At 66.7% G+C, this 22229-nt stretch carries 22 protein-coding genes and 2 tRNA genes; 12 read left to right on the top strand and 12 right to left on the bottom strand.

Annotated elements, in window-relative coordinates; genetic code table 11:
* Window positions 1–89 precede the first annotated feature (89 nt).
* Together H1S04_RS04045 and H1S04_RS04040 are read left to right on the top strand one after the other, a co-directional pair.
* A complete protein-coding gene (locus H1S04_RS04045; protein WP_181744250.1) occupies window positions 90–3176 on the top strand; it encodes a hypothetical protein in 3087 nt (1028 codons plus the stop codon).
* Window positions 3177–3182: 6 nt separating this feature from the next.
* A complete protein-coding gene (locus H1S04_RS04040) occupies window positions 3183–5075 on the top strand; it encodes a monovalent cation:proton antiporter-2 (CPA2) family protein (RefSeq protein WP_181744249.1) in 1893 nt (630 codons plus the stop codon).
* A gap of 209 nt (window positions 5076–5284) precedes the next feature.
* Here H1S04_RS04040 and H1S04_RS04035 read toward each other — a convergent pair whose 3' ends face one another.
* From H1S04_RS04035 to H1S04_RS04015, 5 genes are all read right to left on the bottom strand, one after another.
* Window positions 5285–5794 carry a CarD family transcriptional regulator gene (locus H1S04_RS04035; RefSeq protein WP_181744248.1) on the bottom strand — a complete coding sequence of 170 codons (510 nt, stop codon included), beginning with the start codon at window positions 5792–5794 and terminating at the stop codon, window positions 5285–5287.
* A 324-nt stretch (window positions 5795–6118) separates the two neighbouring features.
* Complete coding sequence (gene fdxA, locus H1S04_RS04030; RefSeq protein WP_181744247.1) at window positions 6119–6457, bottom strand: ferredoxin FdxA; 339 nt, start codon at window positions 6455–6457, stop codon at window positions 6119–6121.
* Window positions 6458–6564: 107 nt separating this feature from the next.
* Window positions 6565–7407, bottom strand: coding sequence for a 1-acyl-sn-glycerol-3-phosphate acyltransferase (locus H1S04_RS04025; RefSeq protein ID WP_181744246.1), 843 nt, complete (start codon window positions 7405–7407; stop codon window positions 6565–6567).
* Window positions 7389–8174: a GNAT family N-acetyltransferase gene (locus H1S04_RS04020; protein ID WP_181744245.1), complete on the bottom strand. Its 786-nt coding sequence runs from the start codon at window positions 8172–8174 to the stop codon at window positions 7389–7391. The genes H1S04_RS04025 and H1S04_RS04020 overlap by 19 nt, the downstream gene beginning before the upstream one ends.
* A 148-nt stretch (window positions 8175–8322) precedes the next feature.
* Window positions 8323–8502, bottom strand: coding sequence for a DUF3553 domain-containing protein (locus H1S04_RS04015; protein ID WP_181744244.1), 180 nt, complete (start codon window positions 8500–8502; stop codon window positions 8323–8325).
* Between the two features lie 71 nt (window positions 8503–8573).
* Here H1S04_RS04015 and H1S04_RS04010 point away from each other — a divergent pair, with 71 nt between their 5' ends.
* Entirely contained in the window at window positions 8574–9179 is a 606-nt protein-coding gene (locus H1S04_RS04010) for a histidine phosphotransferase family protein (protein ID WP_255435444.1), read from the top strand.
* Window positions 9180–9202: 23 nt separating this feature from the next.
* Here H1S04_RS04010 and H1S04_RS04005 read toward each other — a convergent pair whose 3' ends face one another.
* Window positions 9203–10471, bottom strand: a complete 1269-nt coding sequence (locus H1S04_RS04005; protein WP_181744242.1) for a glutamate-5-semialdehyde dehydrogenase — start codon at window positions 10469–10471, stop codon at window positions 9203–9205.
* A 37-nt stretch (window positions 10472–10508) separates the two neighbouring features.
* Window positions 10509–11708 carry a phosphoglycerate kinase gene (gene pgk, locus H1S04_RS04000; RefSeq protein ID WP_181744241.1) on the bottom strand — a complete coding sequence of 400 codons (1200 nt, stop codon included), beginning with the start codon at window positions 11706–11708 and terminating at the stop codon, window positions 10509–10511.
* Between the two features lie 152 nt (window positions 11709–11860).
* On the opposite strand from pgk, the gene H1S04_RS03995 reads away from it, so the two are divergent.
* Complete coding sequence (locus H1S04_RS03995; protein ID WP_181744240.1) at window positions 11861–12370, top strand: peptidylprolyl isomerase; 510 nt, start codon at window positions 11861–11863, stop codon at window positions 12368–12370.
* The gene (locus H1S04_RS03990) at window positions 12360–12953 is read left to right on the top strand and encodes a peptidylprolyl isomerase (RefSeq protein ID WP_181744239.1); all 594 of its coding nucleotides are present in this window, start codon (window positions 12360–12362) and stop codon (window positions 12951–12953) included. Before H1S04_RS03995 ends, H1S04_RS03990 begins: the two co-directional genes overlap by 11 nt.
* A 48-nt stretch (window positions 12954–13001) precedes the next feature.
* Here H1S04_RS03990 and H1S04_RS03985 read toward each other — a convergent pair whose 3' ends face one another.
* Window positions 13002–14159, bottom strand: coding sequence for a 2-methylaconitate cis-trans isomerase PrpF family protein (locus H1S04_RS03985; protein WP_181744238.1), 1158 nt, complete (start codon window positions 14157–14159; stop codon window positions 13002–13004).
* 126 nt (window positions 14160–14285) lie between these two features.
* Between H1S04_RS03985 and H1S04_RS03980 the strand changes: the two genes are divergently transcribed.
* Window positions 14286–14747: a YaiI/YqxD family protein gene (locus tag H1S04_RS03980; RefSeq protein ID WP_181744237.1), complete on the top strand. Its 462-nt coding sequence runs from the start codon at window positions 14286–14288 to the stop codon at window positions 14745–14747.
* A gap of 98 nt (window positions 14748–14845) precedes the next feature.
* On the opposite strand, the gene H1S04_RS03975 is transcribed toward H1S04_RS03980, so the two are convergent.
* From H1S04_RS03975 to tyrS, 3 genes are all read right to left on the bottom strand, one after another.
* The gene (locus H1S04_RS03975) at window positions 14846–15265 is read right to left on the bottom strand and encodes a GFA family protein (RefSeq protein ID WP_181744236.1); all 420 of its coding nucleotides are present in this window, start codon (window positions 15263–15265) and stop codon (window positions 14846–14848) included.
* Window positions 15258–15653 carry a cyclopropane-fatty-acyl-phospholipid synthase family protein gene (locus tag H1S04_RS03970; protein WP_298945973.1) on the bottom strand — a complete coding sequence of 132 codons (396 nt, stop codon included), beginning with the start codon at window positions 15651–15653 and terminating at the stop codon, window positions 15258–15260. Before H1S04_RS03970 ends, H1S04_RS03975 begins: the two co-directional genes overlap by 8 nt.
* A gap of 165 nt (window positions 15654–15818) precedes the next feature.
* A complete protein-coding gene (tyrS, locus tag H1S04_RS03965; protein ID WP_181744234.1) occupies window positions 15819–17063 on the bottom strand; it encodes a tyrosine--tRNA ligase in 1245 nt (414 codons plus the stop codon).
* A 56-nt stretch (window positions 17064–17119) separates the two neighbouring features.
* Here tyrS and H1S04_RS03960 point away from each other — a divergent pair, with 56 nt between their 5' ends.
* The 5 genes from H1S04_RS03960 (at window position 17120) to H1S04_RS03940 (ending at window position 20178) form a co-directional block, all read left to right on the top strand.
* Entirely contained in the window at window positions 17120–18247 is a 1128-nt protein-coding gene (locus H1S04_RS03960) for an anhydro-N-acetylmuramic acid kinase (RefSeq protein ID WP_255435443.1), read from the top strand.
* Window positions 18244–18678: a PRC-barrel domain-containing protein gene (locus tag H1S04_RS03955; RefSeq protein WP_181744233.1), complete on the top strand. Its 435-nt coding sequence runs from the start codon at window positions 18244–18246 to the stop codon at window positions 18676–18678. The genes H1S04_RS03960 and H1S04_RS03955 overlap by 4 nt, the downstream gene beginning before the upstream one ends.
* A gap of 147 nt (window positions 18679–18825) precedes the next feature.
* Window positions 18826–18902, top strand: a tRNA-Asp gene (locus H1S04_RS03950).
* 24 nt (window positions 18903–18926) lie between these two features.
* Window positions 18927–19003: transfer RNA gene (locus tag H1S04_RS03945), tRNA-Asp, on the top strand.
* 245 nt (window positions 19004–19248) lie between these two features.
* Complete coding sequence (locus H1S04_RS03940; protein ID WP_181744232.1) at window positions 19249–20178, top strand: class I fructose-bisphosphate aldolase; 930 nt, start codon at window positions 19249–19251, stop codon at window positions 20176–20178.
* A 98-nt stretch (window positions 20179–20276) separates the two neighbouring features.
* Here H1S04_RS03940 and H1S04_RS03935 read toward each other — a convergent pair whose 3' ends face one another.
* Window positions 20277–20735 carry an isoprenylcysteine carboxylmethyltransferase family protein gene (locus tag H1S04_RS03935; protein ID WP_181744231.1) on the bottom strand — a complete coding sequence of 153 codons (459 nt, stop codon included), beginning with the start codon at window positions 20733–20735 and terminating at the stop codon, window positions 20277–20279.
* A 207-nt stretch (window positions 20736–20942) separates the two neighbouring features.
* On the opposite strand from H1S04_RS03935, the gene H1S04_RS03930 reads away from it, so the two are divergent.
* Window positions 20943–22202, top strand: coding sequence for an aspartate kinase (locus tag H1S04_RS03930; RefSeq protein WP_181744230.1), 1260 nt, complete (start codon window positions 20943–20945; stop codon window positions 22200–22202).
* Window positions 22203–22229 lie beyond the last annotated feature (27 nt).

Below are 22229 nucleotides of genomic sequence, written 5' to 3'. Positions count from 1 at the left end.
TGTTCATTCACAAACGCGCGCGTTCTTCCCATGCGCCGCCGTTCAGGTTATTCAGAAAAAAACAACGCCGGCCGGACAAGGCACAGCATATGAACGAGCAGACGATACGCGGGGCGATTGCCCCGGCCATGGAATTTGCGCTTGGCTTTCAGCCGGACGGCGTGCAGCTTCTGCGCCGTCAGGATGGCGCATGGACAGAGTTGCGCCGGGCCGAATTCAACGGCGATCTTCGCGGCGCGCTGGGGGAGTTCGTGCAGACCCTGCGCGCGGCCCATGCGCCGGGACTGGCGCTGGTGATCCCCGAGGACCAGATCCTCTATACGGACCTGACCCTGCCGCGGGTCTCCGGCGGCACCGATGCCGCGCTGCGCAATGCGCTTGACGGTCTGACCCCCTATCGGGTCGAGGATCTGGCCTTCGACTTTGCGCCCGCCGATGCGCTGCCCGGAAATGATGTCAGGGTGGCGGCGGTGGCGCGCCAGACCCTGCAGGAGGCCGAGGATTTCGCCGTGCGCCACGGCTTCGCGCCGGATCGTTTCGTGGCCGCGCCGTTGCCGGGCCAATTCCCCCATGCACCTGATTTCGGCGCGACCGAGCTTGCCGCCGAATGGGCACGCGCTGCCGAACTGGCCGCCGATCTGGCCAGTGCCGAGGAACTGGCCGCCGAACCCCCCGCGCCGGAGGCGGCTGACGCCGGCCCCGCGCAGGCAATGGCAGCCGCCAATGCCGATGCCGCCATGCAGCCGCCGTCGTCTTCCGCCGCGCCCGTGGCCGCACCGACCGCTCCGCTCATCAGCCGAATCACGCCGCATGTCGGCAAAGACGGGGCGGTCGCGCCCGGCGCCGATCCCGCGCCTGTCTTGCCTCGCGCGCCGGCGCCGCTGGCGGAAGGCGTGGCCTCGGTCAATCTCGGCTCGATCGTGCTGCCGGATGACGCACCCGCGCCGAAACCCGCCGTGGCGCCCGTCACCGCACAGGCAACCCCCCCCGAGGCCCCCGCGGCCGAGGCCCCGGTGGCACGCCCGGCGAAAGTGCTGCCCGAGCGTGCGCGGGCCTTTCACGAGCGCGCCCATGCGGCGCGCGAATTGCGCCCGCCGTTGACGGCGCCCGCGCGCAGCGAGCCGTCCGCGCCCGGCCGGCGGTCCGGTCTGTCGGGGGCGCTCCCGATGGTGGGGCTGCTGGTGCTGGGTCTGGGGATCGTTGCCGCCATCTCGAACCGCGATCCAGCCCCGGCGCCCGCGCCGCAGGCCGTCCAGATCGAAGCACCCAGTCAGACCCAGGCGGCGACCGCGACCCCATCCGTTCAGGCGCCGGCCACGCAGACCGTGCCGGCACAGGCCGTGACAGCCGCGCCCGCGCAAACCGCCAGCGGTCCCGGCACCCCGGTGGCCGACATGCCGGATAGCGCCGCGCCAGAAATGCCGCATATCGCCGGATTGCCTGCCTTGGCCCCCGCCGCCCCGGCGCAGAGCGCCGCCCCAGTGGCCCTGCCGCAAGCGACATCGCCCGCCGCCGTGCGGGGCAACGTCACGCAGGCACCCGAGGACGCGCGGCCTGCCGTCCCGCCCCAGGAGGCGCCGCAAGCGGCCACCACCGCCGCCAGCGACACGCTGCGCCAGCCCCCGGCGTCCGCGCCAACCACATCAACCGCGCCGACCGCTGCGGCTTCGGACCCGGCGGTGCAGGCCAACCCGGCGCCTGCGGCGTCGCGCACCGCCGTTCCCGCCTCGGCCCGACCGAAATCACGCCCGGCGGGACTGGCCCGCACCAGCGCCCCGACGGCCCAGCCCACGCGCAGCACTGCGCCCGACGCGCGCACGACCAGCAGCCGCAGCCCGGCCGCGCGCCCCGCCGCGCGCGCCCAGCAGGACACAGCGGCGCGCAGCACGCCCCGCGTCAGCCCCGGCGCGCCCGACAGCAGCACGCTGCGCAGCTCGGCCCGGCCCAAGACCGCACCCTCGCGCAGTACACCAGCGCGAGCTTCTGCCACGCCGGACACGCGTCCGACCGTTCCGCGCAGCCCCCAGCCCTATGAGCGCCGCGCCCAGCCCGAGCCAACCGGCATCAGGCCACCGCCGAAACCGGCTGGATCCAGCAATCAGGGCGCCGCGCTGCATCTGCAGCCGGCGCCTGTTCGTTTGACCATGTTTACCCAGGCCGGCCATGCCGCCCTGCTGGCCCGGCTGGATCAGCCCTGGGTCGCGCCCCGCCCCGAGGCCGCCTTTCCGTTGATCCGCACCGCGCAGGCGCGGCCATCGAAGAAACCCACCCGCAGCGATGCCGTCGACGATGCGGTGGCGGCGGCCCTCGCCCCGGATCGCCCGGCGGCGCGCGCCTCGACCGCCGCCCCCGCCGAGGCCGCCCCGCGCCGGGCCGCAAGCGGAACGGGCCTCGGCAGTTCGGGCCGCCCGCATCGCCGCCCTGCAGGATTGGGCGCAGGCTCCGCCAGCACCTCGGGCCTTACGGCCGCCACCAACGCCGCCGTCGAGGAGGCCATCGCCTCGGCGGTAAGCGCGTCCACGGCGGTGCCCGGACGGGTGGCGCTGACCGCGCTCAGCAGTTCGGCCCGGCCGTTGCGCCGGGGCAATTCCGCGTCCGCGCCGGCGGATAGCGGCGGCGCGCCCAGCGGGCAGGAAGGCACGCTGGCGCCGATGCCCGAAGCGAATGGCGCGTCAAAAGCCGCCGCCGAGGCCGCGGCCCTGGCGGAACGCCGCCGTCTGGACGAGGAACTGCAACGTCAGGCCGAACAGCGCGCCCGCAACCGCGCCGCCGCCGATGCCCAGGCTGCCGCACAGGCCAAAGCTGCCGCCGAAGCCCGCGCCCGCGCGCAGGCCGAGGCCGAAGCCGCCGCCGCCGCGCGGCAGAACCAGCGCTACCGGCCGCCCGAGGTCGATAACGAACCCGAAGTCGCCTCGGCGTCCAGCGGGCATACCAACAGCACTGTCGCGGGCAGCGCCACCAATCGCGGGATCGACCTGAACGCCACCCAATTGATTGGCACAGTGGGCGCTGGCAAGGCCAGTCGCGGCCTGGTCCGGCTTCGCAATGGCAAGATCGTCACCGTCCGTCTCGGCGACAAGATCAATGGCGGCCAGATCACCCAGATCGGCAATGGCGGCCTGCAATATGTCAAGGCTGGTAGGCAATATTCGCTGCCCATCCTGAACGGGCGCTGACCCGAGATGTCCGATTTCCTGCTGCTCGCCACGGTGTATCTGGCCACGATGATCGTGGCGGTGCCGGTCTCTACCCGTCTGGGGCTGGGATCGGTGCTGGGCTATCTGATCGCAGGGATCATTATCGGCCCGGTGCTGGGCCTGTCGGGCCGCGAGATGTCCGACCTGCAGCATTTCGCCGAATTCGGTGTGGTGATGATGCTGTTCATCATCGGGCTGGAGTTGGAGCCGCGTGCCCTGTGGGGGATGCGCAAGCGACTGGTGGGCCTGGGCGGGGTGCAGATCGTCGGCACCGTGGCGCTGATCTTTCTGGCCGCGCTGGCGCTGAACCAGACCTGGCAGGTCGCGCTGGCACTGGGGATGATCCTGTCGCTCAGCTCGACCGCGATCGTGTTGCAGACGCTGTCGGAAAAGAAGCTGATGCAGACACGCGGAGGCCGCGACGCCTTCGCGGTGCTTTTGACGCAGGACATCGCGGTCATTCCGATGCTGGCGCTGATGCCGCTGCTGGCCGTCTCCTCCCTTCAGGTGACCGCGGGCCACGATTCGCTGGGAGGCGCCTTCATGGCGCGGCTTCCCGGCTGGGGGGCAGCACTTGTGACGCTGGCCGCAATCGCCATCGTGATCCTGATCGGCAACTATGCCATCCGCCCCCTGTTCCGCTTCGTCCACAGCGCCCGCCTGCGCGAGATGGACACGATCATGGCGCTGTTCATCGTCGTCGGCATCGCCTCGCTGATGAGTTTCGTGGGCCTGTCACCGGCGCTCGGAACCTTCCTTGCCGGCGTGATGCTGGCCGGATCCGAGTTCAAGCACGAGCTGGAAAGCCAGATCGAGCCGTTCAAGGGCCTGCTGCTCGGCCTGTTCTTCATCACCGTCGGCGCGGGAATGGATTTTGCGCTGTTCGCCGAAATGCCGATGATCGTCATCGCGGTGACGGCGGTTCTGATCGCCATCAAGGCTGGCGTGCTGCATGCGATTGCGCGCTTCGTGAAGATGGCCCCACGCGACCGGGCGCTGTTCACGCTGTCGCTGGCGCAGGCGGGGGAGTTCGGCTTCGTGCTGACCTCCTACGCGGTGTCGCTGAATGTGCTGGCCGACCGCACGGCGCAGGGCTTGCTGCTGGTGATCGCGCTGTCGATGCTGGTTACGCCGCTGCTGTTCATCGCCAATGACAAGATCAGCCGCCGCCTGTCCGAGGCCGCCGCCGAACAGCCCCACCGCCCCGATCATATCGAAGACCAGCAGCCCATCATCATCGCCGGCATCGGCCGCTTCGGGCAGGTGGTGAACCGGCTGGTGACACATTCCGGGCTGAAAACCACGGTGCTGGATCATGATCTCAAGCTGATCCAGCTGATGCGTCGTTATGGCTTCAAGGGCTATTTCGGTGATCCGACCAGGCCCGAGATTCTGGCCGCGGCGGGGCTCGACAAGGCGCAGATTCTGGTTGCGGCGCTGGATAATCCCGAAAGCAACGTGCAACTGGTGCGCTATGCGCGCGAACAGCGGCCCGATCTGAAGATCGTCGCCCGCGCTCGCGACCGCATCACCGTCTATCAGCTTTACGCCGCCGGTGCCGATCACATTGTCCGCGAACTGTTCGACGCCAGCTTGAGGGCTGGGCGATATGTTCTTGAAGACGCAGGGTTTTCTGAGTATGAAGCGCATGAGGCTGAATCGATCTTCTACAAGATTGACCGCGCCAGCCTGCGCGAACTGGCCGAGCTTTGGGACCCCAATATCCCGATCGAGAAAAACGAGGCCTATATCGCACGCACGGTCGAGATCAACCAGAAGCTGGAATCGGCGCTCATGGACCGCTTTGCCCATGGCCCGGCTGCAGGCCCCATCGTGCCGGATCGAGGGCCGGAACCGGAAGATCTTCTGAACCCCTGAAGCGTCATCGTCGCGGCTTGGGCGGCGCATTGCGGCCCAGATCGGCGCCGTTCGATCAGGGGATCGGGGCGCGGGGCCGCACGATTGTCCTGCACATCGGTCCGGGGAAATGGAATCGCGGCAAAGCCCACGCCGACAGGATGCGGATCGCCAGGTCAAAATGAAAGGGCCGCCAAAGGCGGCCCCATGCATATCGGACAGGTGGGAAGTCAGGCGGCGCGGGCCAGCAGGACGTCGTCGACTTTCTTCTGTGCGCCGGCGGTGTCCAGGCTGCCGACCGCCGCAACTTCGCGGGTTAGGCGGTCCAGGGCGGCCTCATACAGCTGACGCTCGGAATAGGACTGCTCGCGCTGATCGTCGCTGCGGTGCAGGTCGCGCACGACCTCGGCAATGGCCAGCAGGTCGCCCGAGTTGATCTTCTGTTCGTATTCCTGTGCCCGGCGCGACCACATGGCACGTTTGACGCGGGCCTTGCCCTTCAGAGTCGCCAGCGCCTGTTCGATCAGGTCGGGGCTGGCCAGGCTGCGCATGCCGATCTCGGTGGCGCGTGCGGTCGGCACGCGCAGGGTCATCTTGTCCTTCTCGAACGAAATCACGAACATTTCCAGCTTCATGCCGGCGACTTCCTGTTCTTCGATCGACATGATCTTACCCACACCATGGGCCGGATAGACGACGAAGTCATCAGGGCGGAATTCGGATTTCTTGGCTTTGGACATTCAACATTCCTTCCATATGGCGCCGCTGCTGCGCGAGGTTCAGCGGCACAAACGGCCTGACGGCGGGGAGACACCCCTTCCGCAGGCCGGGTTTTCTGAAGCATAACTCCATCGGGCAGACGATGGATTTCCTTTCGTTCCACACCGGGAGAGGGCGTTCGCCCGGCGGTTTGTAACAGAACTATATCACAAAATTCGGGACGAAAAAAGCCGCCTCTCCATGCCGCTTCTTCGCGGCATAGGTGGGGCGGTTCATCTCATTTTTCAAGGGTTTGTGACGCCCGTTTGCCCTGGCATCGGCGCACAGGGCGCAGAATCAGCGGCTCAGTCGCCCTCGCCGGGATTGGGGCTGAAATACTTCTCCAGCTTGCCTGCGACGCCATCCATCTCCTGATAGCCTGGCATCGGGTCCTTCTTGCGGGTGATGACCGGCCATTGTTCGGCATATTTCCGGTTGAACTCGACCCAGGGCTCCATGTCGGGTTCGGTATCCGGGCGGATGGCATCGGCCGGGCATTCGGGTTCGCACACGCCGCAATCGATGCATTCGTCAGGAGAGATCACCAGCGTGTTCTCGCCCTCGTAGAAGCAGTCCACGGGGCAGACCTCGACGCAATCGGTGTATTTGCACATGATGCAATTGTCGGTGACGACATAGGTCATTGGCGCGTCCCTTTCGGCAGTCGGCTTTCACCTAGACCGCGGCGGCGGCCCTTTCAAGGGCGTATCTGCGCCGCCCCGGACCGTAGGCAGGGCTTGGTAGTTAAAGGTCATTCGCCGTTGAAGGGCAGGGCGGCGCGGATCGCGGTCTCGGCGGCGCGCGACAGCGACTTGCGGTCGTGACCCGCGACGGGGATCGGCGGATGCAGAACCACCTCGACCCGGCCCTGACGCGGCGCGGCGAGAACCGCCAGCAGATGCGGGCCCAGATCCATCTCGCCCCACCAGCCGTAAAAACGCGGATCGGCGCCGGGCGGGGCGTGATAGATGGCGGTCAGCGGCTGAATGGCCAGCCCTTCGGGCAGTTCGGGGGCCAGAAAGCCCTGAAACAGCGTCGGCTTGAACGGCAGCACGCGGCGGCCATCGGTCGAGGTGCCCTCGGGGAAGAACAACAACCGGTGACCGGCACGAGTGCGGGTGGCGAATTCCTCGGCCTGTTCGCGGGCCAGCCGGGGATCGCGGGCGACGAAATGGGTGTCGGTCACGCCGGTCAGAATGTTGATGCCGGGCCAGCCGGCGACCTCGGCCTTGGATACGAAAAAGACCGGCATTGCGGCGTTCATGGTGAAGATATCCAGCCAGCTGGAATGGTTCGCCACCACCGCGCCGGCGCCGCGCATCGGTGTGCCGATCCGCCGCCAGCCCAGCCCGATGCAGAACAGAACCGCGCGACAGACGCCCTGGACGAAAGGCCCGCTCAACGGACGGCGGCGGCCGGTGAGGGGGCGCTCGATCAGGCGCAGCAGCATGAGCAGCGGGACGCCGATGGCCAGCACCAACAGCGCCGGGACCCCGCGCCGGATCACCCGCAGCCAGCCCATCATGCCCGGCCGCGCCAGCTTCGGCGGCGCGCTGCCCTGCCAGGTACGGGCGCTCAGCCGTTCGTCTGCCATCGTGCGGTATAGAAATCGCGATGCCGCGCCGACATGGCGGCGGTGTCCATCATCAGCAGCACATCGGTGGTGTTGAACGGCCGGTCGAGAAAGGCGCCCTCGCCGACGGTGCCGCCAAGTCGCAGATAGGCTTTGATCAGCGGCGGCATCCCCAGCATGGCCGCGCGGCGGTCCAGTTCATCCTTGCCGAGCAGGTCCATGCGCTGGAAGCCTTCGGCGCGGGCCACCGGGCGCAGATCCGCGGGCGCGAGGTGGTTGTGGTGCAGCCAGCTCAGCGGTTGGGCCAGCGGGGCCGCGTCGGTGCCATGGAACGAGGCCACGCCGAACAGAATTTCGACGCCGCGCCGCAGCACATATTCCGACAGGCCGTTCCACAGCAGGAACAGCCCGGCGCCGCCGCGATAATCGGGCAGCACGCAGGACCGCCCCAGTTCCAGCAGCGGACGTCCCGAGGCCTTCAGTCGCGACAGATCGTATTCACCGTCGCAATAGAAGCGCCCGAATTCGGCGGCGCGATCGCCCGGCAACAGGCGGTAAACCCCCACGACGTGGTCCAGCTGCGCCGCGTCACGGCGATTGTCGACCAGCAGCAGATGATCGACGACCGGGTCGAATTCGTCACGTTCCAGCCGCGCCGCGTGATCGACCATCGGGCCGTCGCCGCCCAGTTCATCGACAAAGACGCGATAGCGCAGGCGCTGCGCGGCGCGCAGATCGGTGTCATCCTTGGCCAGTCGGATGTCGAAGAAATTACTGTCCGGGGTCATGGACCTTCCTGATTGGGGACGAGAACTGTCTAGAAAAGACGCGGCGGCATTGCAACAGGAGGACGTGCTGGCGGGACGTGCCGCCGGTTGTGCGGATTGCCCGATTGACACAGCCCTGGGTTGTGTCCACCTTGCCGGAATGTCCGCTTCATTCCGTGTTCATGTCGACCAGTTCCAGCGCCACGCGCCTGCTGTCGATGACGCGTTTGCCGGCCTCGGCGAAGTTCACGGTGATGCGGTCGCCGATGCGCGATTGCACCTGGCCCAGACCCCATTCGGGGGCGTCGGGGTGGCGGACGATCATTCCTGGTTCCAGAATTTCATTCATCAGAAAGTCTCATTATGTCGGAATACGCCACGAGTTCGCGAACCGCAACGCCTCCGGCCCCGGATGCTGAATTGGCGGCGCGCATCGTGTCACTGGTCGGCTCGCGACTGTGTCACGACCTGATCTCGCCCCTGGGTGCGATCGGCAACGGGGTTGAGCTGCTGCAGATGGCCGGCGACTGGCCGGGGTTGAAGGATAGCCCCGAAATGTCGCTGATTGAGGATGCCTTGCGCGCGGCGCGCGCGCGCATCACCTGCTTCCGCATCGCCTTCGGCGGGACGGGGGGCACCCAACGGGTCAGCCCGGCCGAATTCGCGACCCTTATCGGCGAGGTGGAAAAGGCCGGCCGGATGCGCATCACGCTGGAGGTGGCGGAGGATCAGGCGCGCGGCCAGGTCAAGCTGGTGATGCTGGCGCTGATGTGTCTGGAAACCGCCATGCCCTGGGGCGCGCGCGTCATCATCCGCCATGAGGGCCGCGACTGGATCATTTCGGCCGAGGCTGAGCGCACCCGTCACGACCCGGCGTTGTGGGCGTGGCTGACCGGGCCGCGCGGCGACCAGCCTGAACCCGCCGCCTCGGAGGTGCATTTCGCGCTGCTGGGACTGGCCGCGATGGAACTGGCGCGCAACATCCGCTGGACGCTGACCGAGACCGGGGCCGAGATCAGGTTCTGATCCGGCCCCGCGCGTCCCCGCCGTCAGGGGCGGGTGGTGCCGTCGCCGGTGACCAGATATTTGAAGCTGGTCAACTGCTCGGCGCCCACCGGCCCGCGCGCATGCATCTTGCCGGTGGCGATGCCGATTTCCGCGCCCATGCCGAACTCGCCGCCGTCGGCGAACTGGGTCGAGGCGTTGCGCATCAGGATGGCGCTGTCGAGGCGCTGGAAGAAGCGGGCGGCGGCGGCGTCATTTTCCGTCAGGATCGACTCGGTATGACCTGAGCCATTCTGGCGGATATGCGCGATCGCCCCGTCCACGCCATCGACCAGCCGCGCGGAGATGATGCTGTCGAGGAATTCATGGCCGAAATCCTCCGGCCGGGCGGGGGTGGTGCCGGGGATGAGGGCCAGTTCGCCCTCGGCCCGGACCTCGACGCCCGCATCGAGCAGGTCGCGGATCAGCACCTCGCCGTGCCTGTCATAAAACGCCCGGTCGATCAGCAGGCATTCCGCCGCCCCGCACACCCCGGTGCGCCGGGTCTTGGCGTTCAGCACCACCCGGCGCGCCTTGTCCAGGTCGGCATCGCCATCGGCATAGACATGGCAGATGCCTTCCAGATGAGCGAAGACCGGCACCCGCGCCTCGCGTTGCACCAGACCAACGAGGCCCTTGCCCCCGCGCGGGATGATCACGTCGATCAGCCCCTGTGCCCGCAGCATCGCGGCCACAGCCTCGCGGTCGCGGATGGGCACGATCTGGATCGCCGCCTCGGGCAGGTTCGCGGCGCGCAGGCCGGCCACCATGCAGGCATGGATCGCGGCCGAGGAATGGATGGAATCGGTGCCGCCGCGCAGGATCACCGCATTGCCCGATTTCAGCGCCAGGGCGCCCGCATCGGCGGTGACATTCGGGCGGCTTTCATAGATGACGCCCAGGACCCCCAGCGGGGTGGCGACGCGCTGGATATGCAGGCCGTTCGGACGGTCCCATTCGGTCAGCACCCTGCCGACCGGGTCGGGCTGTTCGGCGATCATGCGCAGGCTGTCGACGATCCCGCGCAGGCGTGCGGGCGTCAACGTCAGCCGGTCGACCATCGCCGGCGACAGACCCTTTTCGGCGGCATAGGCCAGATCCTCGGCATTGGCGGCAAGGATCTCGTCCTCGCGCGCGGATACCGCATCGGCCGCCGCGATCAGCGCCGCGTGCTTGCGTTCGGCGCTGGCAAAGGCCAGTTCCGCCGCGGCCGCGCGGGCGGCTTCGCCCATGCGCGCGATCAGCGTTTCGGCTGTTTCGATAGTGCCGTCCATGGTTTCTCCTTCCGGGGCGTCTGGCCCCCAGATGGGATCAGCGGCGCGCGTCCACAAGCGCTGCGACCCCCGGCAGGTCCTTGCCTTCCATCCATTCCAGGAAGGCGCCGCCCGCGGTGGAAATGAAGGTGAAATCGTCGGCCACGCCCGCCTTGTTCAGCGCCGCGACCGTGTCGCCGCCCCCCGCGACCGATATCAGCCGGCCCTCGCGGGTCAGCCGGGCTGCGGCCTGGGCTGCGGCATTGGTGCCGGCGTCGAATGGCGGGATCTCAAAGGCGCCCAGAGGGCCATTCCAGAGCAGCGTGCGGCACGCCTCGAACACGCCGACGATGGCATCGACGGTGGCGGGGCCGGCATCGAGGATCATCACGTCAGGTGCACATTCCTCGTCCGGCAGGATCTCGAAATCGGCGTTGGCCTTGAACTCGCGCGCAACCACCACGTCGATGGGCAGATGGATCTGGCAGCCGGTCTTTTCGGCCTTGGCAAGGATTTCCAGCGCCGTGTCGGTCATGTCGGGTTCGGCCAGCGACTTGCCGATCACCGCGCCCTTGGCAAGCATGAAGGTGTTGGCCATGCCGCCGCCGATCACAAGGTGATCGACCTTCTCGACCAGATTGCCCAGCAGTTCCAGCTTGGTCGAGACCTTGGCCCCGCCCACGACGGCGACGACCGGGCGCTGCGGATCGCCGAGGGCGGCGTTCAGCGCGTCGAGTTCCGCCTCCATCAGCTTGCCCGCCGCCGAAGGCAGCAGCCGCGCGATCCCTTCGGTCGAGGCGTGGGCACGGTGCGCGGCCGAAAACGCGTCGTTGACATAAGCCTGTCCCAGCGCCGCCAGCGAGGCCGCGAAGGTCGGGTCGTTCTTTTCCTCGCCCTCGTAGAAGCGGGTGTTCTCCAGCAGGATCACGTCATCGGGCCCCATGGCCGCGACCGCGCGCTTGGCCGGACCGCCGACGGCTTCCTCGACAAAGGTGACCTTCTGGCCGAGCGCCGCTTCCAGCGCCGGCACCACCTGTTTCAGCGACATCGATTCGACGCGCTGTCCCTTCGGCCGGTCGAAATGGGCCAGCAGCACCGGCTTGCCGCCCGCGGCCTGGATAGCCTTGACGGTCGGCACGATCTTCTCGATGCGGGTGGTGTCGGTGACGGTCCCGTTTTCCATCGGCACGTTCAGGTCGACGCGGGTCAGCACGACTTTTCCGTCGATATCCAGATCTTCAATGCGGTTGAATTTCATGGCGGCCTCTGCAGATTTGTTTTGCAGGGTTTGTGGGCCATCCTCACGGCATCGTCAATGCGCGTGACGGGGACGCCCTGACGGCTTCGTGCGTTGCAGGACCTGGCAGGACGGTTTAGCTGTAGTGGCGACCGATAACAGAGGAGGCCCCCATGGCCGAGATCAAGGATCCCGAAAACACCATCATCATCCAGTTGAAGGATGGTCCGGTCACCATCGAGCTTCTGCCCGATGTCGCCCCCAAACATGCCGAGCGGATGAAGGAGCTGGCCCGCGCCGGCGCCTATGACAACGTGGCCTTCCACCGCGTGATCGACGGCTTCATGGCCCAGACCGGCGATGTCGAACACGCCAATATGGAAAAGGACTACAACCCGCGCCGCGCCGGCACCGGCGGCTCGGACCTGCCGGACCTGCCGGCCGAATTTTCGAAGCTGCCGCATGACCGTGGCACGCTGGGGGCCGCGCGGTCGCAGAACCCGAACAGCGCCAACAGCCAGTTCTTCATCAATTTCAAGGATAACCATTTCCTCAACGGCCAATACACGGTTTATGGCCGGGTCATCGACGGCATGGATCTGGTCGACAAGATCGTGCGCGGCGAGCCGCCGGCGAACCCCGACCGGATGATCTCGGTGAAGGTGGCCGCCGATGTTGCGTAATCTTCTGGTTCCCGCAATGGTGCTGGCCGCAGGCGCGGCTTCGGCGGAAGGCCTGCCGGGTGTCACCGACGGCCCCGGCCCGAATCTGGTGATCGAGGTCGCGGATGCGTCCGGCACCCCGAAAGGCACGATCACGCTGGATCTTTACGCCGACAAGGCGCCGAACCACGTTGCCCGTCTGGTCGAGCTGGCGAAATCCGGCGCCTATGATGGCGTCGTGTTCCACCGCGTGATCGACGGCTTCATGGCCCAGACCGGCGATGTCCAGCACGGCAAGCAGGGCGGCGACACCGCCATGGCCGGTATGGGCGGGTCCGAACTGCCCGACCTCGCCGCCGAGTTCAGCGACGTGTCCTTCCAGCAGGGCACCGTCGGCATGGCCCGCTCGCAGGACCCCAACAGCGCCAACAGCCAGTTCTTCATCGACCTGGCCCCGGCGCCCTTCCTGGATGGGCAATATACCGTCGTTGGCCAGCTGGTGGACGGCTGGGACGTGCTGAACGCGGTGAAAAAAGGCGACGCGGCGGCCAATGGCTCGGTCGAGGCGCCCGATTACATGCTGAAAGTGACCGTGGCCGAATAGGCCCTTGCTTGTGGATCGAGAGGCCCCGCAGGTCTGCGGGGCCTTTTTTCATGACCCTGTGGGCGACGGGGGGATGCAGACCGCGCCCTCGAACAGGCGCCGGGCAGAGCGCAGCACCGTCGCCTGAAGCACATTGATCTGGCCCTTGCGGTCCTCGGTCACGGCGTCGACGCTGATCGTGCCCGAGGGATGGGCGATGCGTATGGCGCCATCTGCGCGGACCGCGAAACCCGCGGCGATGCTGTCCGGCACCCTGATCGCCGCCGCGAGACACAGCGCGCCGGTCAGCGGAATCGCATTGTGCGGCTGGCCCGCCGACAGCGCACGGGCGGTGATATCGGCATCCCCAGCGGCGAGTTTCCGCCCCGACAGGGTTACGGCCGCCTGCGGCGGCGCGAGCATGACGATCTTCGGGATGCTGATCAGGCTCGCGGCCGCGTCCTCATCCGTGGTCAGGCCCATCATCATCGAGGCGCGGCGGCGAATCGCCTCCAATCGCGCCATCAAGGCCATATCGGCCGCGAACTCGTCGGGCATTTCCGTCCCGCTCAGCCCCAGACTGCGGGCGGCGATGAACACCATGGGATTGGCGGCATCGACCAGGCTGACCTCGACCGGGCCGATGCCAGGCAGGTCGATGCGGTCCACCGCATGGCCGGTCGGCAGAAGGGCGCCGGTCTTCGACCCACCGGGGGCCAGAAAGTCCAGCCGGATCGGTGCCGCTGTTCCGGCTACGCCATCCAGCGCGAAATCCCCCTCGGTCACGGGCAGCCCGTCCAGCACCGGGAAGCGCGCCGTAATCAGTTTACCCGTGTTGGCATTGTGGATGCGGACAATGGCCTCGCCCTGCGGTGGCGCGGGGACCAGCCCTTCCTCGACCGCGAAGGGACCGATGGCCGAGGACATGTTGCCGCAATTTCCCCCGTAATCGACGATCCCCTGGTCGATGCCGACCTGCCCGAAGGTGTAATCCACATCGGCCTGCGGATGCGTGGAGGGTCCGACGATGCAGACCTTCGACAGCGAGGACATGCCGCCCCCCATCCCGTCCAGCTGACGCATGTTCGGATCGGGAGAGCCCATCGCGGCCAGCAGAACCGCATCGCGCGTCGCGCCGGGCGGCGGCAGGTCGCGGGCATGAAAGATCAATCCCTTCGATGTGCCCCCGCGCATGAACACCGCCCGGATCCGCCGCTGCTTCGCCATCTGTCCTCCCTAAATCTGCCGCCCGAAGATGCGGCATCGGCCCTGCGCCGTCCAGCCCGCGACGGACGGTTACACTCGGCCCCGATGCCGCCTATGTTGGGGGCGCTCAGAACCGATGGAAATCCGATGACCACGCTTTACATCGACGCCGATGCCTGCCCGGTGAAGGCCGAGGCCGAACGCGTCGCCACCCGGCTGCGTCTGCCGATGGTGCTGGTCTGCAATGGCGGGCTGCGCCCGTCGCAGAACCCGCTGCTGTCGCTGAAGATCGTGCCCGATGGCCCGGACGAGGCCGATAAATGGATCGCCGATCAATGCGGGCCGGGCGATGTGGTGGTCACCGCCGATCTTCCGCTGGCCGACCGCTGCCTTAAGGCCGGCGCGCAGGTGATCCAGCATGATGGCGAGGTGCTGACCATGGCCAATATCGGCCCGCGCCTCGCCACGCGCGACCTGATGCAGGACATCCGTTCGGCCGATCCGTTTCATCAGGGCGGCGGCAAGGGGTTTTCGAAAGCCGACCGGGCGCGGTTCCTGCAGTCGCTCGACCGGGTGATGGCGGCGGCGCGGCGGGTGGGGCACGGGTAGACCGGGGCCATTCGCGGGGGCTGCTCTCGCCCGAAATCTCTCAGATCACTGGCAGGCAGAGGCCAAACAGCCTTTGTGGGCTAGCGCCGCAGCCTTCTTCAGGCGGGAACATCTCCTTCGAAGGCATCGAGTTGCCCGGGCACGCTCTCCCACGACACGCAGGATGACGCATGTATGGAGAAAGCGGGGTTGAACCGTTCCGGGTCGTCCAGCGAGCCTGGATAGAAGATGCGCAACACGTGCGCCGTGCCGGGCACGGAATAAAGACGCGTCCCGCAATTGGGGCAGAAGTGACGGATGATGCCAAGGCTGGCGTCGCTGCTGTCCTCGTAGCAGCTTGTCTGCCCTGACAGACGGACCCGGTTTTCGGTAAAGCCCAGAAACGGGGTCCGGCCCGCGCCCGACATGCGGCGACAATGCGAGCAGAAGCAGTAACCGGCAAACTCGGGTTCTCCGGTCGCCTGCCAGCGGCAGCGTCCACAAAGGCAGCCGCCTGTGAAGGTCATGCTTTCAGACATCAATCTCATCCCCTCTGATGGGACTGGCGGAATCGATGAAAAGCAGTCCGTCCGGTTTCAGGGCCGCCTTCAGCCGCGTCATGACGCGTTGACCTGCCTTCGGATGGCGGCCATCCAGTGCGCCAACACGCATGGCAAAGGCGAGATCGAACCGGCCCTCGCCAGGATCGCGCGCGAAATCCTCGATGGCCACCGTCCGAAATTCCAGATGACCTGTTTCCAGTTCCGACGCCGAACCCGCGACCGCCAGCGCGATCGCTTTGGCCGACCGATCGATGGCGACGATTCTGCCGTCCCCGATCCGGCGCGACACCTCCCGCGCGGCCACGCCGGGACCGCAGCCGATCTCCAGAACCCGGAGTCCCGGACGCAGCGGCAGCGCCTTCACATAGTCCGAGATTCGGGGTGACGATTTCGCAGGCATGATGGGGTGAGCCTATCGACAGGCGATCACCCGTCAACCCCGATGACAAGTCTGTCCAGCCAGGCGGAAATTCGGGCGGGAGAACGACGGATGCAAATCAAAAGGCCGGGGTTTCCCCCGGCCCTTCGCTTATCCGATCTGCACCATCCGGTGCTTCTTCTTCCCGACCGAGACCTTCAGGCCGTCCCCGATCACCCCGGCATCGACCGGCGTCTGCGGGTCCGAGACCAGATCGTTGTTCAGCCGCAACCCGCCCTCGGCGATCAGGCGTTTGGCCTCCTTGCCCGAGGCGGTGATGCCGGTCAGCGTCAGCAGCTGGATCACCGGCAGCCCCGCGCCAAGCGCATCGGCGCCGATCCGCACCACCTCCAGATCGCCGCCGGCGCCGCCCTGTTCGAAGACCTCGCGTGCGGTCGCCTCGGCCGAGGCAGCGGCCTCGGCGCCGTGCAGCAGCGTCGTGACCTCATTGGCGAGGATCACTTTCGCGGCGTTGATCTCGGACCCCTGCAGCGCGCCCAGACGGTCGCATTCAGCGACCGGAAGCTCGGTATACAGCTTCAGGAAACGGCCCACATCGGCATCGGTGGTGTTGCGCCAGAACTGCCAGAACTCATAGGGCGACAGCATGTCGCCGTTCAGCCAGATCGCGCCGCCCTGCGATTTGCCCATCTTGCGCCCGTCGCTGGTGGTCAGCAGCGGCGTGGTCAGGCCGAACACCTCGGCATCCAGCACCCGGCGGGTCAGATCGACGCCGTTGATGATATTGCCCCATTGGTCGGACCCGCCCATCTGCAACCGGCAGCCGTAACGGCGGAACTGCTCCAGGAAGTCATAGGCCTGAAGGATCATGTAGTTGAATTCCAGGAAGGACAGCGACTGTTCGCGGTCCAGCCGGGACTTCACCGATTCAAAGGACAGCATCCGGTTGATGCTGAAATGCCGCCCGATGTCGCGCAGGAAATCCAGATAGTTCAGCCCGTCCAGCCATTCGGCATTGTTCAGCATCACCGCCTGGCCGTCCCCGTAATCGAGGTAGCGGGCGAAGACCTTCTGAATACCGTCGATATTCGACTGGATCTGCTCGGGCCCCAGCAGCGGACGCTCGTCCGAGCGGAAGGAGGGATCGCCGATCTTGGTGGTGCCGCCGCCCATCAGCGTGATCGGCTTGTTGCCGGTCTTCTGGAACCAGCGCAGCAGCATGATGTTCAGCAGATGGCCCACATGCAGCGACGCGGCCGTCGCGTCATAGCCGATATATGCCGTGACCGGCCCGTCAATCAAAGCTTCGTCAAGCGCGGTCAGGTCGGTGCAGTCGGCAAAGAAGCCGCGCTCGATGATGATGCGCAGAAAGTCGGATTTGGGGGTCGGTGTCATCTCTTTTTCCTTTTCGATGGGCCGGATATACCGGGGGAATGAATGAAGGGAAAGCCATGACCGGGGGCATGATCCGGGTGCTGGGGATGATGTCGGGAACCTCGCTGGACGGGGTGGATGCGGCGTTGATCGACACCGACGGGGTGCGCATCTGCGGGTTCGGCCGGTCCGGCTATCGCGCCTATGGCGGAAACGAGGCCGCCATTCTGCATGACGCACTGGGCCGCTGGCCCGGTGATGCGGGCGTGGCCGAGGCGGCGGATCTGTCGGTCGCCGCCCATGCGGCGTTGGCGGCGGATTTCCCGGAAGCCGAGCTGATCGGCTATCACGGCCAGACCCTCGCCCATGATCCGGGCGGCCGGGGGACACATCAGGCCGGATCGGGCGCGGATCTGGCGCGCCGGACCGGCCGGCGTGTGGTCTGGGATTTTCGGACCGAGGATGTCCGGCAGGGCGGGCAGGGCGCGCCGCTGGCCCCATTCTTTCACTGGGCCTGCGCCGATTGGGCGCTGCGCGAGGGGCGCATGGATGCCGCCCCGGTGGTGTTTCTGAATCTCGGCGGGGTCGGCAACCTCACTTGGGTCGATCCCGGTGCCGAGGGGCCGGAAACGGGCTGCCTGGCCTTCGATACCGGCCCGGCCAATGCGCCGATCAATGACATGATGCGCGCGCGCGGGCTTGGCGCGCGGGACGAAGGCGGCGCACTGGCCGTGCAGGGCCGCGCCGATGACGGCATCGTCGCGGATTTCCTGACCCATCCCTATTTCGCGCGCAAACCGCCGAAATCGCTGGACCGCGATGCCTTTGCCAGGCTGTCCGACGCGGTGAAAAACCTGCCGGATGCCGATGCCGCCGCAACACTGGTCGCCGCACTGGCGGCTTCGGTTGCGGCTGGAACGCGCCATCTGCCCGCGCCGCCGGCGCGCCTGCTGGTCTGCGGTGGCGGTCGCCACAATGCGGCCATCATGGCGACGCTGTCCGATCGCCTCGATTGCCCGGTCGAACCGGTCGAGGCCATCGGACTTGATGGCGACATGCTGGAGGCGCAGGCCTTCGGCTGGCTGGCGGTCCGCGTGCTGCGCGGATTGCCGACCTCCGGCCCCACGACCACCGCGGCACCCGGCCCCGTCAGCGGCGGCCGTATCAGCACCCCTCGCTTCAGCGCCCGCGGAGAATGGCCATGATCTTTCGGAAACTGCCTTTTGCCGCCCTGCTGGCGGTGTCGCTTGCCGCCGTCGGACCTGTGGGGGCGCAGCAGCCCGACCTGATGGACATTTCAGCGGATCATCCCGGCATGCTGGCCTCGTGGATGCAAAGCCGCCCGGTCTATTCCAGCGCCGGGCAGGCGATCCCCGCGACGCCCCCGGCGGAACGCCCCTCGGACTGGCCCAATGTGGCGCGAATCCGTGACCTGGTGATTTCGGATCGCGGGCAATTGCTGGGGATAGTGGTAGACTCCGGCGGCGTGCTGGGCATCGGCAGCCGTCAGGTGCTGCTGCCGCCGGCCAAGCTGACCCCGATGCGCATCGGGACCGAGTCCTTCTTCGTCACGCCGCTGACGCAAGCGGAACTGCAGGCCCTGCCGGAATTCGACACCACCTTCGTGCTGCGCTGACAGGAGCCGTGCGCAACGCGGCTATGGGGGCCCGAAGGCTTTTGACGCGCCATGGGCTTTTTTTCCGATTCTCGCCTTGACGTGCCGGATGGGGCCGCGTAAATCGCCGCTACCCCAGCGGGCGAAGAAGCTGGGGTTGGTGAGCATGCGGTTGTAGCTCAGTTGGTTAGAGTACCGGCCTGTCACGCCGGGGGTCGCGGGTTCGAGCCCCGTCAACCGCGCCACCACCATTCGCCCGAAGATGATGCGCGGTTGTAGCTCAGTTGGTTAGAGTACCGGCCTGTCACGCCGGGGGTCGCGGGTTCGAGCCCCGTCAACCGCGCCATCATTTTCCAAATCCCCTTTTCAGAGACACGCAGATCCGGGCCGCGCACGGGCCGCTTCATCTGTCGCGCTCGGGTCCCATCCGGCGGTTTGGGCAAGCGCCGATGCGGGCGACCCGCGCACAGGCATTTGAACGGATTGTCTCGGCCTTTGCGGTCGCTAACATTGGATTGTTAGCGCAACCCGCCGTTGCCGCAGGGCGCCGCTCTGCTATGAGGCATGCATGCAAAATCTCTGGGGGACGCCATGAAGGCCACGAATACCGTCAAGAAAATTCTCGCCAATTACGAGGGCGAAAACCCCGGCGTGAAGGGCAATCTGTGCCGCATGCTGATGGAAGGCAAACTGGGCGGCACCGGCAAGATGATCATCCTGCCCGTCGATCAGGGTTTCGAGCATGGCCCGGCGCGCAGCTTTGCGCCCAATCCGGCAGGCTATGACCCCCATTACCACTACAAGCTGGCGATCGATGCGGGCCTGAACGCCTATGCCGCGCCGCTGGGCATGCTGGAAGCGGGCGCCGATACCTACGCGGGCCAGATCCCGACGATCCTCAAGATGAACTCGGCCAACAGCCTGATGTCGGACACGGCGGGCAAGAATCAGGCGGTGACCGCGCAGGTCGCGGATGCGCTGCGTCTGGGCTGCGCGGCCATCGGCTTCACCATCTATCCGGGGTCGGACATGGCGCTGGACATGTTCGAGGAAATCGCCGAGCTGCGCGCCGAGGCCGCCGCCGTCGGCATCCCGACCGTGATCTGGTCCTATCCGCGCGGCGAGGCGATCAGCAAGGATGGCGAGACCGCCATCGACATCGCCGCCTATGCCGCCCAGATCGCGGCGCTTCTGGGCGCGCATATCATCAAGATCAAGCTGTCCACCGACCATCTGGAAAACAAGGACGCCAAGAAGGTCTACGAGGCGCAGAAGATCGATATTTCGACCCAGGCCAAGCGGGTCGAGCATTGCATGCAGGCGGCCTTCGGCGGCCGGCGCATCGTGGTGTTTTCGGGGGGTGCGGCCAAAGGCGCCGACGCGGTCTATGACGACGCCCGCGCGATCCGCGACGGTGGCGGCAATGGCTCGATCATCGGGCGCAACAGCTTCCAGCGCTCGCGCGAGGACGCGCTGGAGATGCTGGCCAAGCTGGTCGATATCTACAAGGGCCGCGAGTAATCGGCACCGGACCGGGATTCCACCCCGGAGCCCGAGATATCTGGACACGGATGAGAGAGGAGGCCGCCTGTTTCGGGCGGCCTTCTTGCCCTTCCGGGCTACCAGCGGCGCGATCGGGCGAAGTAATCCGCGGCCTCGGCTCCGAACGCGGCGCGTAGCGCCTGTTCTTCGGCGAGGATGAAGCGGCGGGTCACCAGCAGGGGAAAGATTGCGGCGATGATCAGCCCGGCCGGGCCGCCCCACAGGAATGTGCCGCCGAAGACGGCAAGCGCCATGCCGGTATAGATCGGATTGCGGTTGATGCGGAACGGGCCTTCGACGATCAGCCGCGTGGGCGCGCCGCTGGGATAGATGGAGGTGCGCTTGCGCCGGAACCACAGCATTGCCCAGATCACCAGCGCCAAACCGCCGATCAGCAGGGCTGCGCCGAGAATGCGCCAGGCCGGCTCCTCGAAAGGGCCCGGCGGCAGCAGCCGGCCGGCCGCGATCGACAGAAGCATCAGGCCAAGCGCCCAGACGGGGGGCAGGTCGGGGAATCTGCGTTGGGTCGTGCTCATTCGTTTTTTTCCTCGTCCTGGGCGGCCCGGACTTTTCGGATGGTAGGCCATCTGCCTGCGCGGCGACATGGGCCGCGTGGGATAAACCGCCCCCTCGCGGGCTTTTTTCTGCGCCCCGGTCAGCGCGGCCTTGCGTGTATCCCGGTGTCGCCCTAGAAAGTGGCCGTTTTCAAGGCTCCCCCACTGGCTGGGGAATGGAGGGACAGCATGCCCTTGCTGGTGATGAAATTCGGCGGCACATCGGTCGCCGATCTCGACCGGATCCGCAACGCCGCCCAGAAGGTCCGGCGCGAGGTCGAACGCGGTTATGACGTCATCGTCATCGTCAGCGCCATGTCGGGCAAGACCAATGAACTGGTCGGCTGGGTCGAACAGACCTCGCCGCTGTTCGACGCCCGCGAATATGACGCAGTGGTCAGTTCGGGCGAGAATGTCACCGCCGGCCTGATGGCGCTGACCCTGCAGGAAATGGATGTGCCCGCCCGCAGCTGGCAGGGCTGGCAGGTGCCGATCAATACGACCTCGGCCCATTCGGCGGCGCGCTTCGTGTCGATCCCGCGCGACAATATTGATCGCAAGTTCACCGAAGGCATGAAGGTCGCCGTGGTCGCGGGCTTTCAGGGCGTGGCCGAGGATGGCCGCGTGACCACGCTGGGGCGCGGCGGCTCGGACACCACCGCCGTCGCCTTCGCCGCCGCCTTCGAGGCCGAGCGCTGCGATATCTATACCGATGTCGACGGGGTCTATACGACCGATCCGCGCATCACCTCCAAGGCCCGCAAGCTGGACCGCATCGCCTTCGAGGAGATGCTGGAACTCGCCAGCCTTGGGGCGAAGGTTCTGCAGACCCGCTCGGTCGAGCTGGCGATGCGCTATAATGTCCGCCTGCGGGTGCTGTCTTCCTTCGAGGATACGGACGAAAATTCCGGCACCCTGGTCTGCGATGAGGATGAAATCATGGAATCGAAAGTCGTCTCCGGCGTCGCCTTCTCGCGCGATGAAGCCAAGATCACCCTGGTTACGGTCGAGGACCGCCCCGGCATTTCCGCCGCCATCTTCGCGCCGCTCGCGGAAGGCGGCGTGAATGTGGACATGATTGTCCAGAACATCTCGGAAAAGGATTACGAGGATCACCCCGGTTCGGTGACCGACATGACCTTCTCCTGCCCGATCAATCAGGTCGAGCGGGCGAAGAAGGCCATGGAGGATGCCCGCAAGGCGGGTCATATCCAGTATGACGATCTGGTCGTGGACACCGATGTGGCCAAGGTCAGCGTCGTCGGCATCGGGATGCGGTCGCATGCCGGGGTCGCGGCGCGCATGTTCCGCGCGCTGGCTGATGAAAACATCAACATCAAGGTGATCTCGACATCCGAGATCAAGATTTCCGTCCTCATCGACCGCAAATACATGGAGTTGGCCGTGCAGGCGCTGCATGATGCGTTTGAACTGGAAAAAACCGCATAATACCGTCGCGCGGGCGACGATGGCAGG

Origin of the sequence: Paracoccus sp. S1E-3, assembly GCF_013868135.1 — a bacterium.
Taxonomy (GTDB): domain Bacteria; phylum Pseudomonadota; class Alphaproteobacteria; order Rhodobacterales; family Rhodobacteraceae; genus Paracoccus.
Note: the sequence above shows the minus strand (reverse complement) of the source record. Positions and strands in the feature narration are given on the sequence as shown.

Bases quoted from the DNA above. Each gene is read 5' to 3' on its own strand.
- H1S04_RS04040 (WP_181744249.1), top strand. From the start codon at position 3,183: ATGTCCGATTTCCTGCTGCTCGCCACGGTGTATCTGGCCACGATGATC.
- H1S04_RS04045 (WP_181744250.1), top strand. From the start codon at position 90: ATGAACGAGCAGACGATACGCGGGGCGATTGCCCCGGCCATGGAATTT.
- H1S04_RS03935 (WP_181744231.1), bottom strand. From the start codon at position 20,735: ATGAGCACGACCCAACGCAGATTCCCCGACCTGCCCCCCGTCTGGGCG.
- H1S04_RS03995 (WP_181744240.1), top strand. From the start codon at position 11,861: ATGGCCGAGATCAAGGATCCCGAAAACACCATCATCATCCAGTTGAAG.
- tyrS (WP_181744234.1), bottom strand. From the start codon at position 17,063: ATGACACCGACCCCCAAATCCGACTTTCTGCGCATCATCATCGAGCGC.
- H1S04_RS03980 (WP_181744237.1), top strand. From the start codon at position 14,286: ATGACCACGCTTTACATCGACGCCGATGCCTGCCCGGTGAAGGCCGAG.
- fdxA (WP_181744247.1), bottom strand. From the start codon at position 6,457: ATGACCTATGTCGTCACCGACAATTGCATCATGTGCAAATACACCGAT.
- H1S04_RS04035 (WP_181744248.1), bottom strand. From the start codon at position 5,794: ATGTCCAAAGCCAAGAAATCCGAATTCCGCCCTGATGACTTCGTCGTC.
- H1S04_RS03985 (WP_181744238.1), bottom strand. From the start codon at position 14,159: ATGGCGAAGCAGCGGCGGATCCGGGCGGTGTTCATGCGCGGGGGCACA.
- H1S04_RS03940 (WP_181744232.1), top strand. From the start codon at position 19,249: ATGAAGGCCACGAATACCGTCAAGAAAATTCTCGCCAATTACGAGGGC.
- H1S04_RS03960 (WP_255435443.1), top strand. From the start codon at position 17,120: ATGACCGGGGGCATGATCCGGGTGCTGGGGATGATGTCGGGAACCTCG.
- H1S04_RS03975 (WP_181744236.1), bottom strand. From the start codon at position 15,265: ATGTCTGAAAGCATGACCTTCACAGGCGGCTGCCTTTGTGGACGCTGC.
- H1S04_RS04020 (WP_181744245.1), bottom strand. From the start codon at position 8,174: ATGACCCCGGACAGTAATTTCTTCGACATCCGACTGGCCAAGGATGAC.
- H1S04_RS03930 (WP_181744230.1), top strand. From the start codon at position 20,943: ATGCCCTTGCTGGTGATGAAATTCGGCGGCACATCGGTCGCCGATCTC.
- H1S04_RS04005 (WP_181744242.1), bottom strand. From the start codon at position 10,471: ATGGACGGCACTATCGAAACAGCCGAAACGCTGATCGCGCGCATGGGC.
- H1S04_RS03990 (WP_181744239.1), top strand. From the start codon at position 12,360: ATGTTGCGTAATCTTCTGGTTCCCGCAATGGTGCTGGCCGCAGGCGCG.
- H1S04_RS04015 (WP_181744244.1), bottom strand. From the start codon at position 8,502: ATGAATGAAATTCTGGAACCAGGAATGATCGTCCGCCACCCCGACGCC.
- H1S04_RS03955 (WP_181744233.1), top strand. From the start codon at position 18,244: ATGATCTTTCGGAAACTGCCTTTTGCCGCCCTGCTGGCGGTGTCGCTT.
- pgk (WP_181744241.1), bottom strand. From the start codon at position 11,708: ATGAAATTCAACCGCATTGAAGATCTGGATATCGACGGAAAAGTCGTG.
- H1S04_RS04025 (WP_181744246.1), bottom strand. From the start codon at position 7,407: ATGGCAGACGAACGGCTGAGCGCCCGTACCTGGCAGGGCAGCGCGCCG.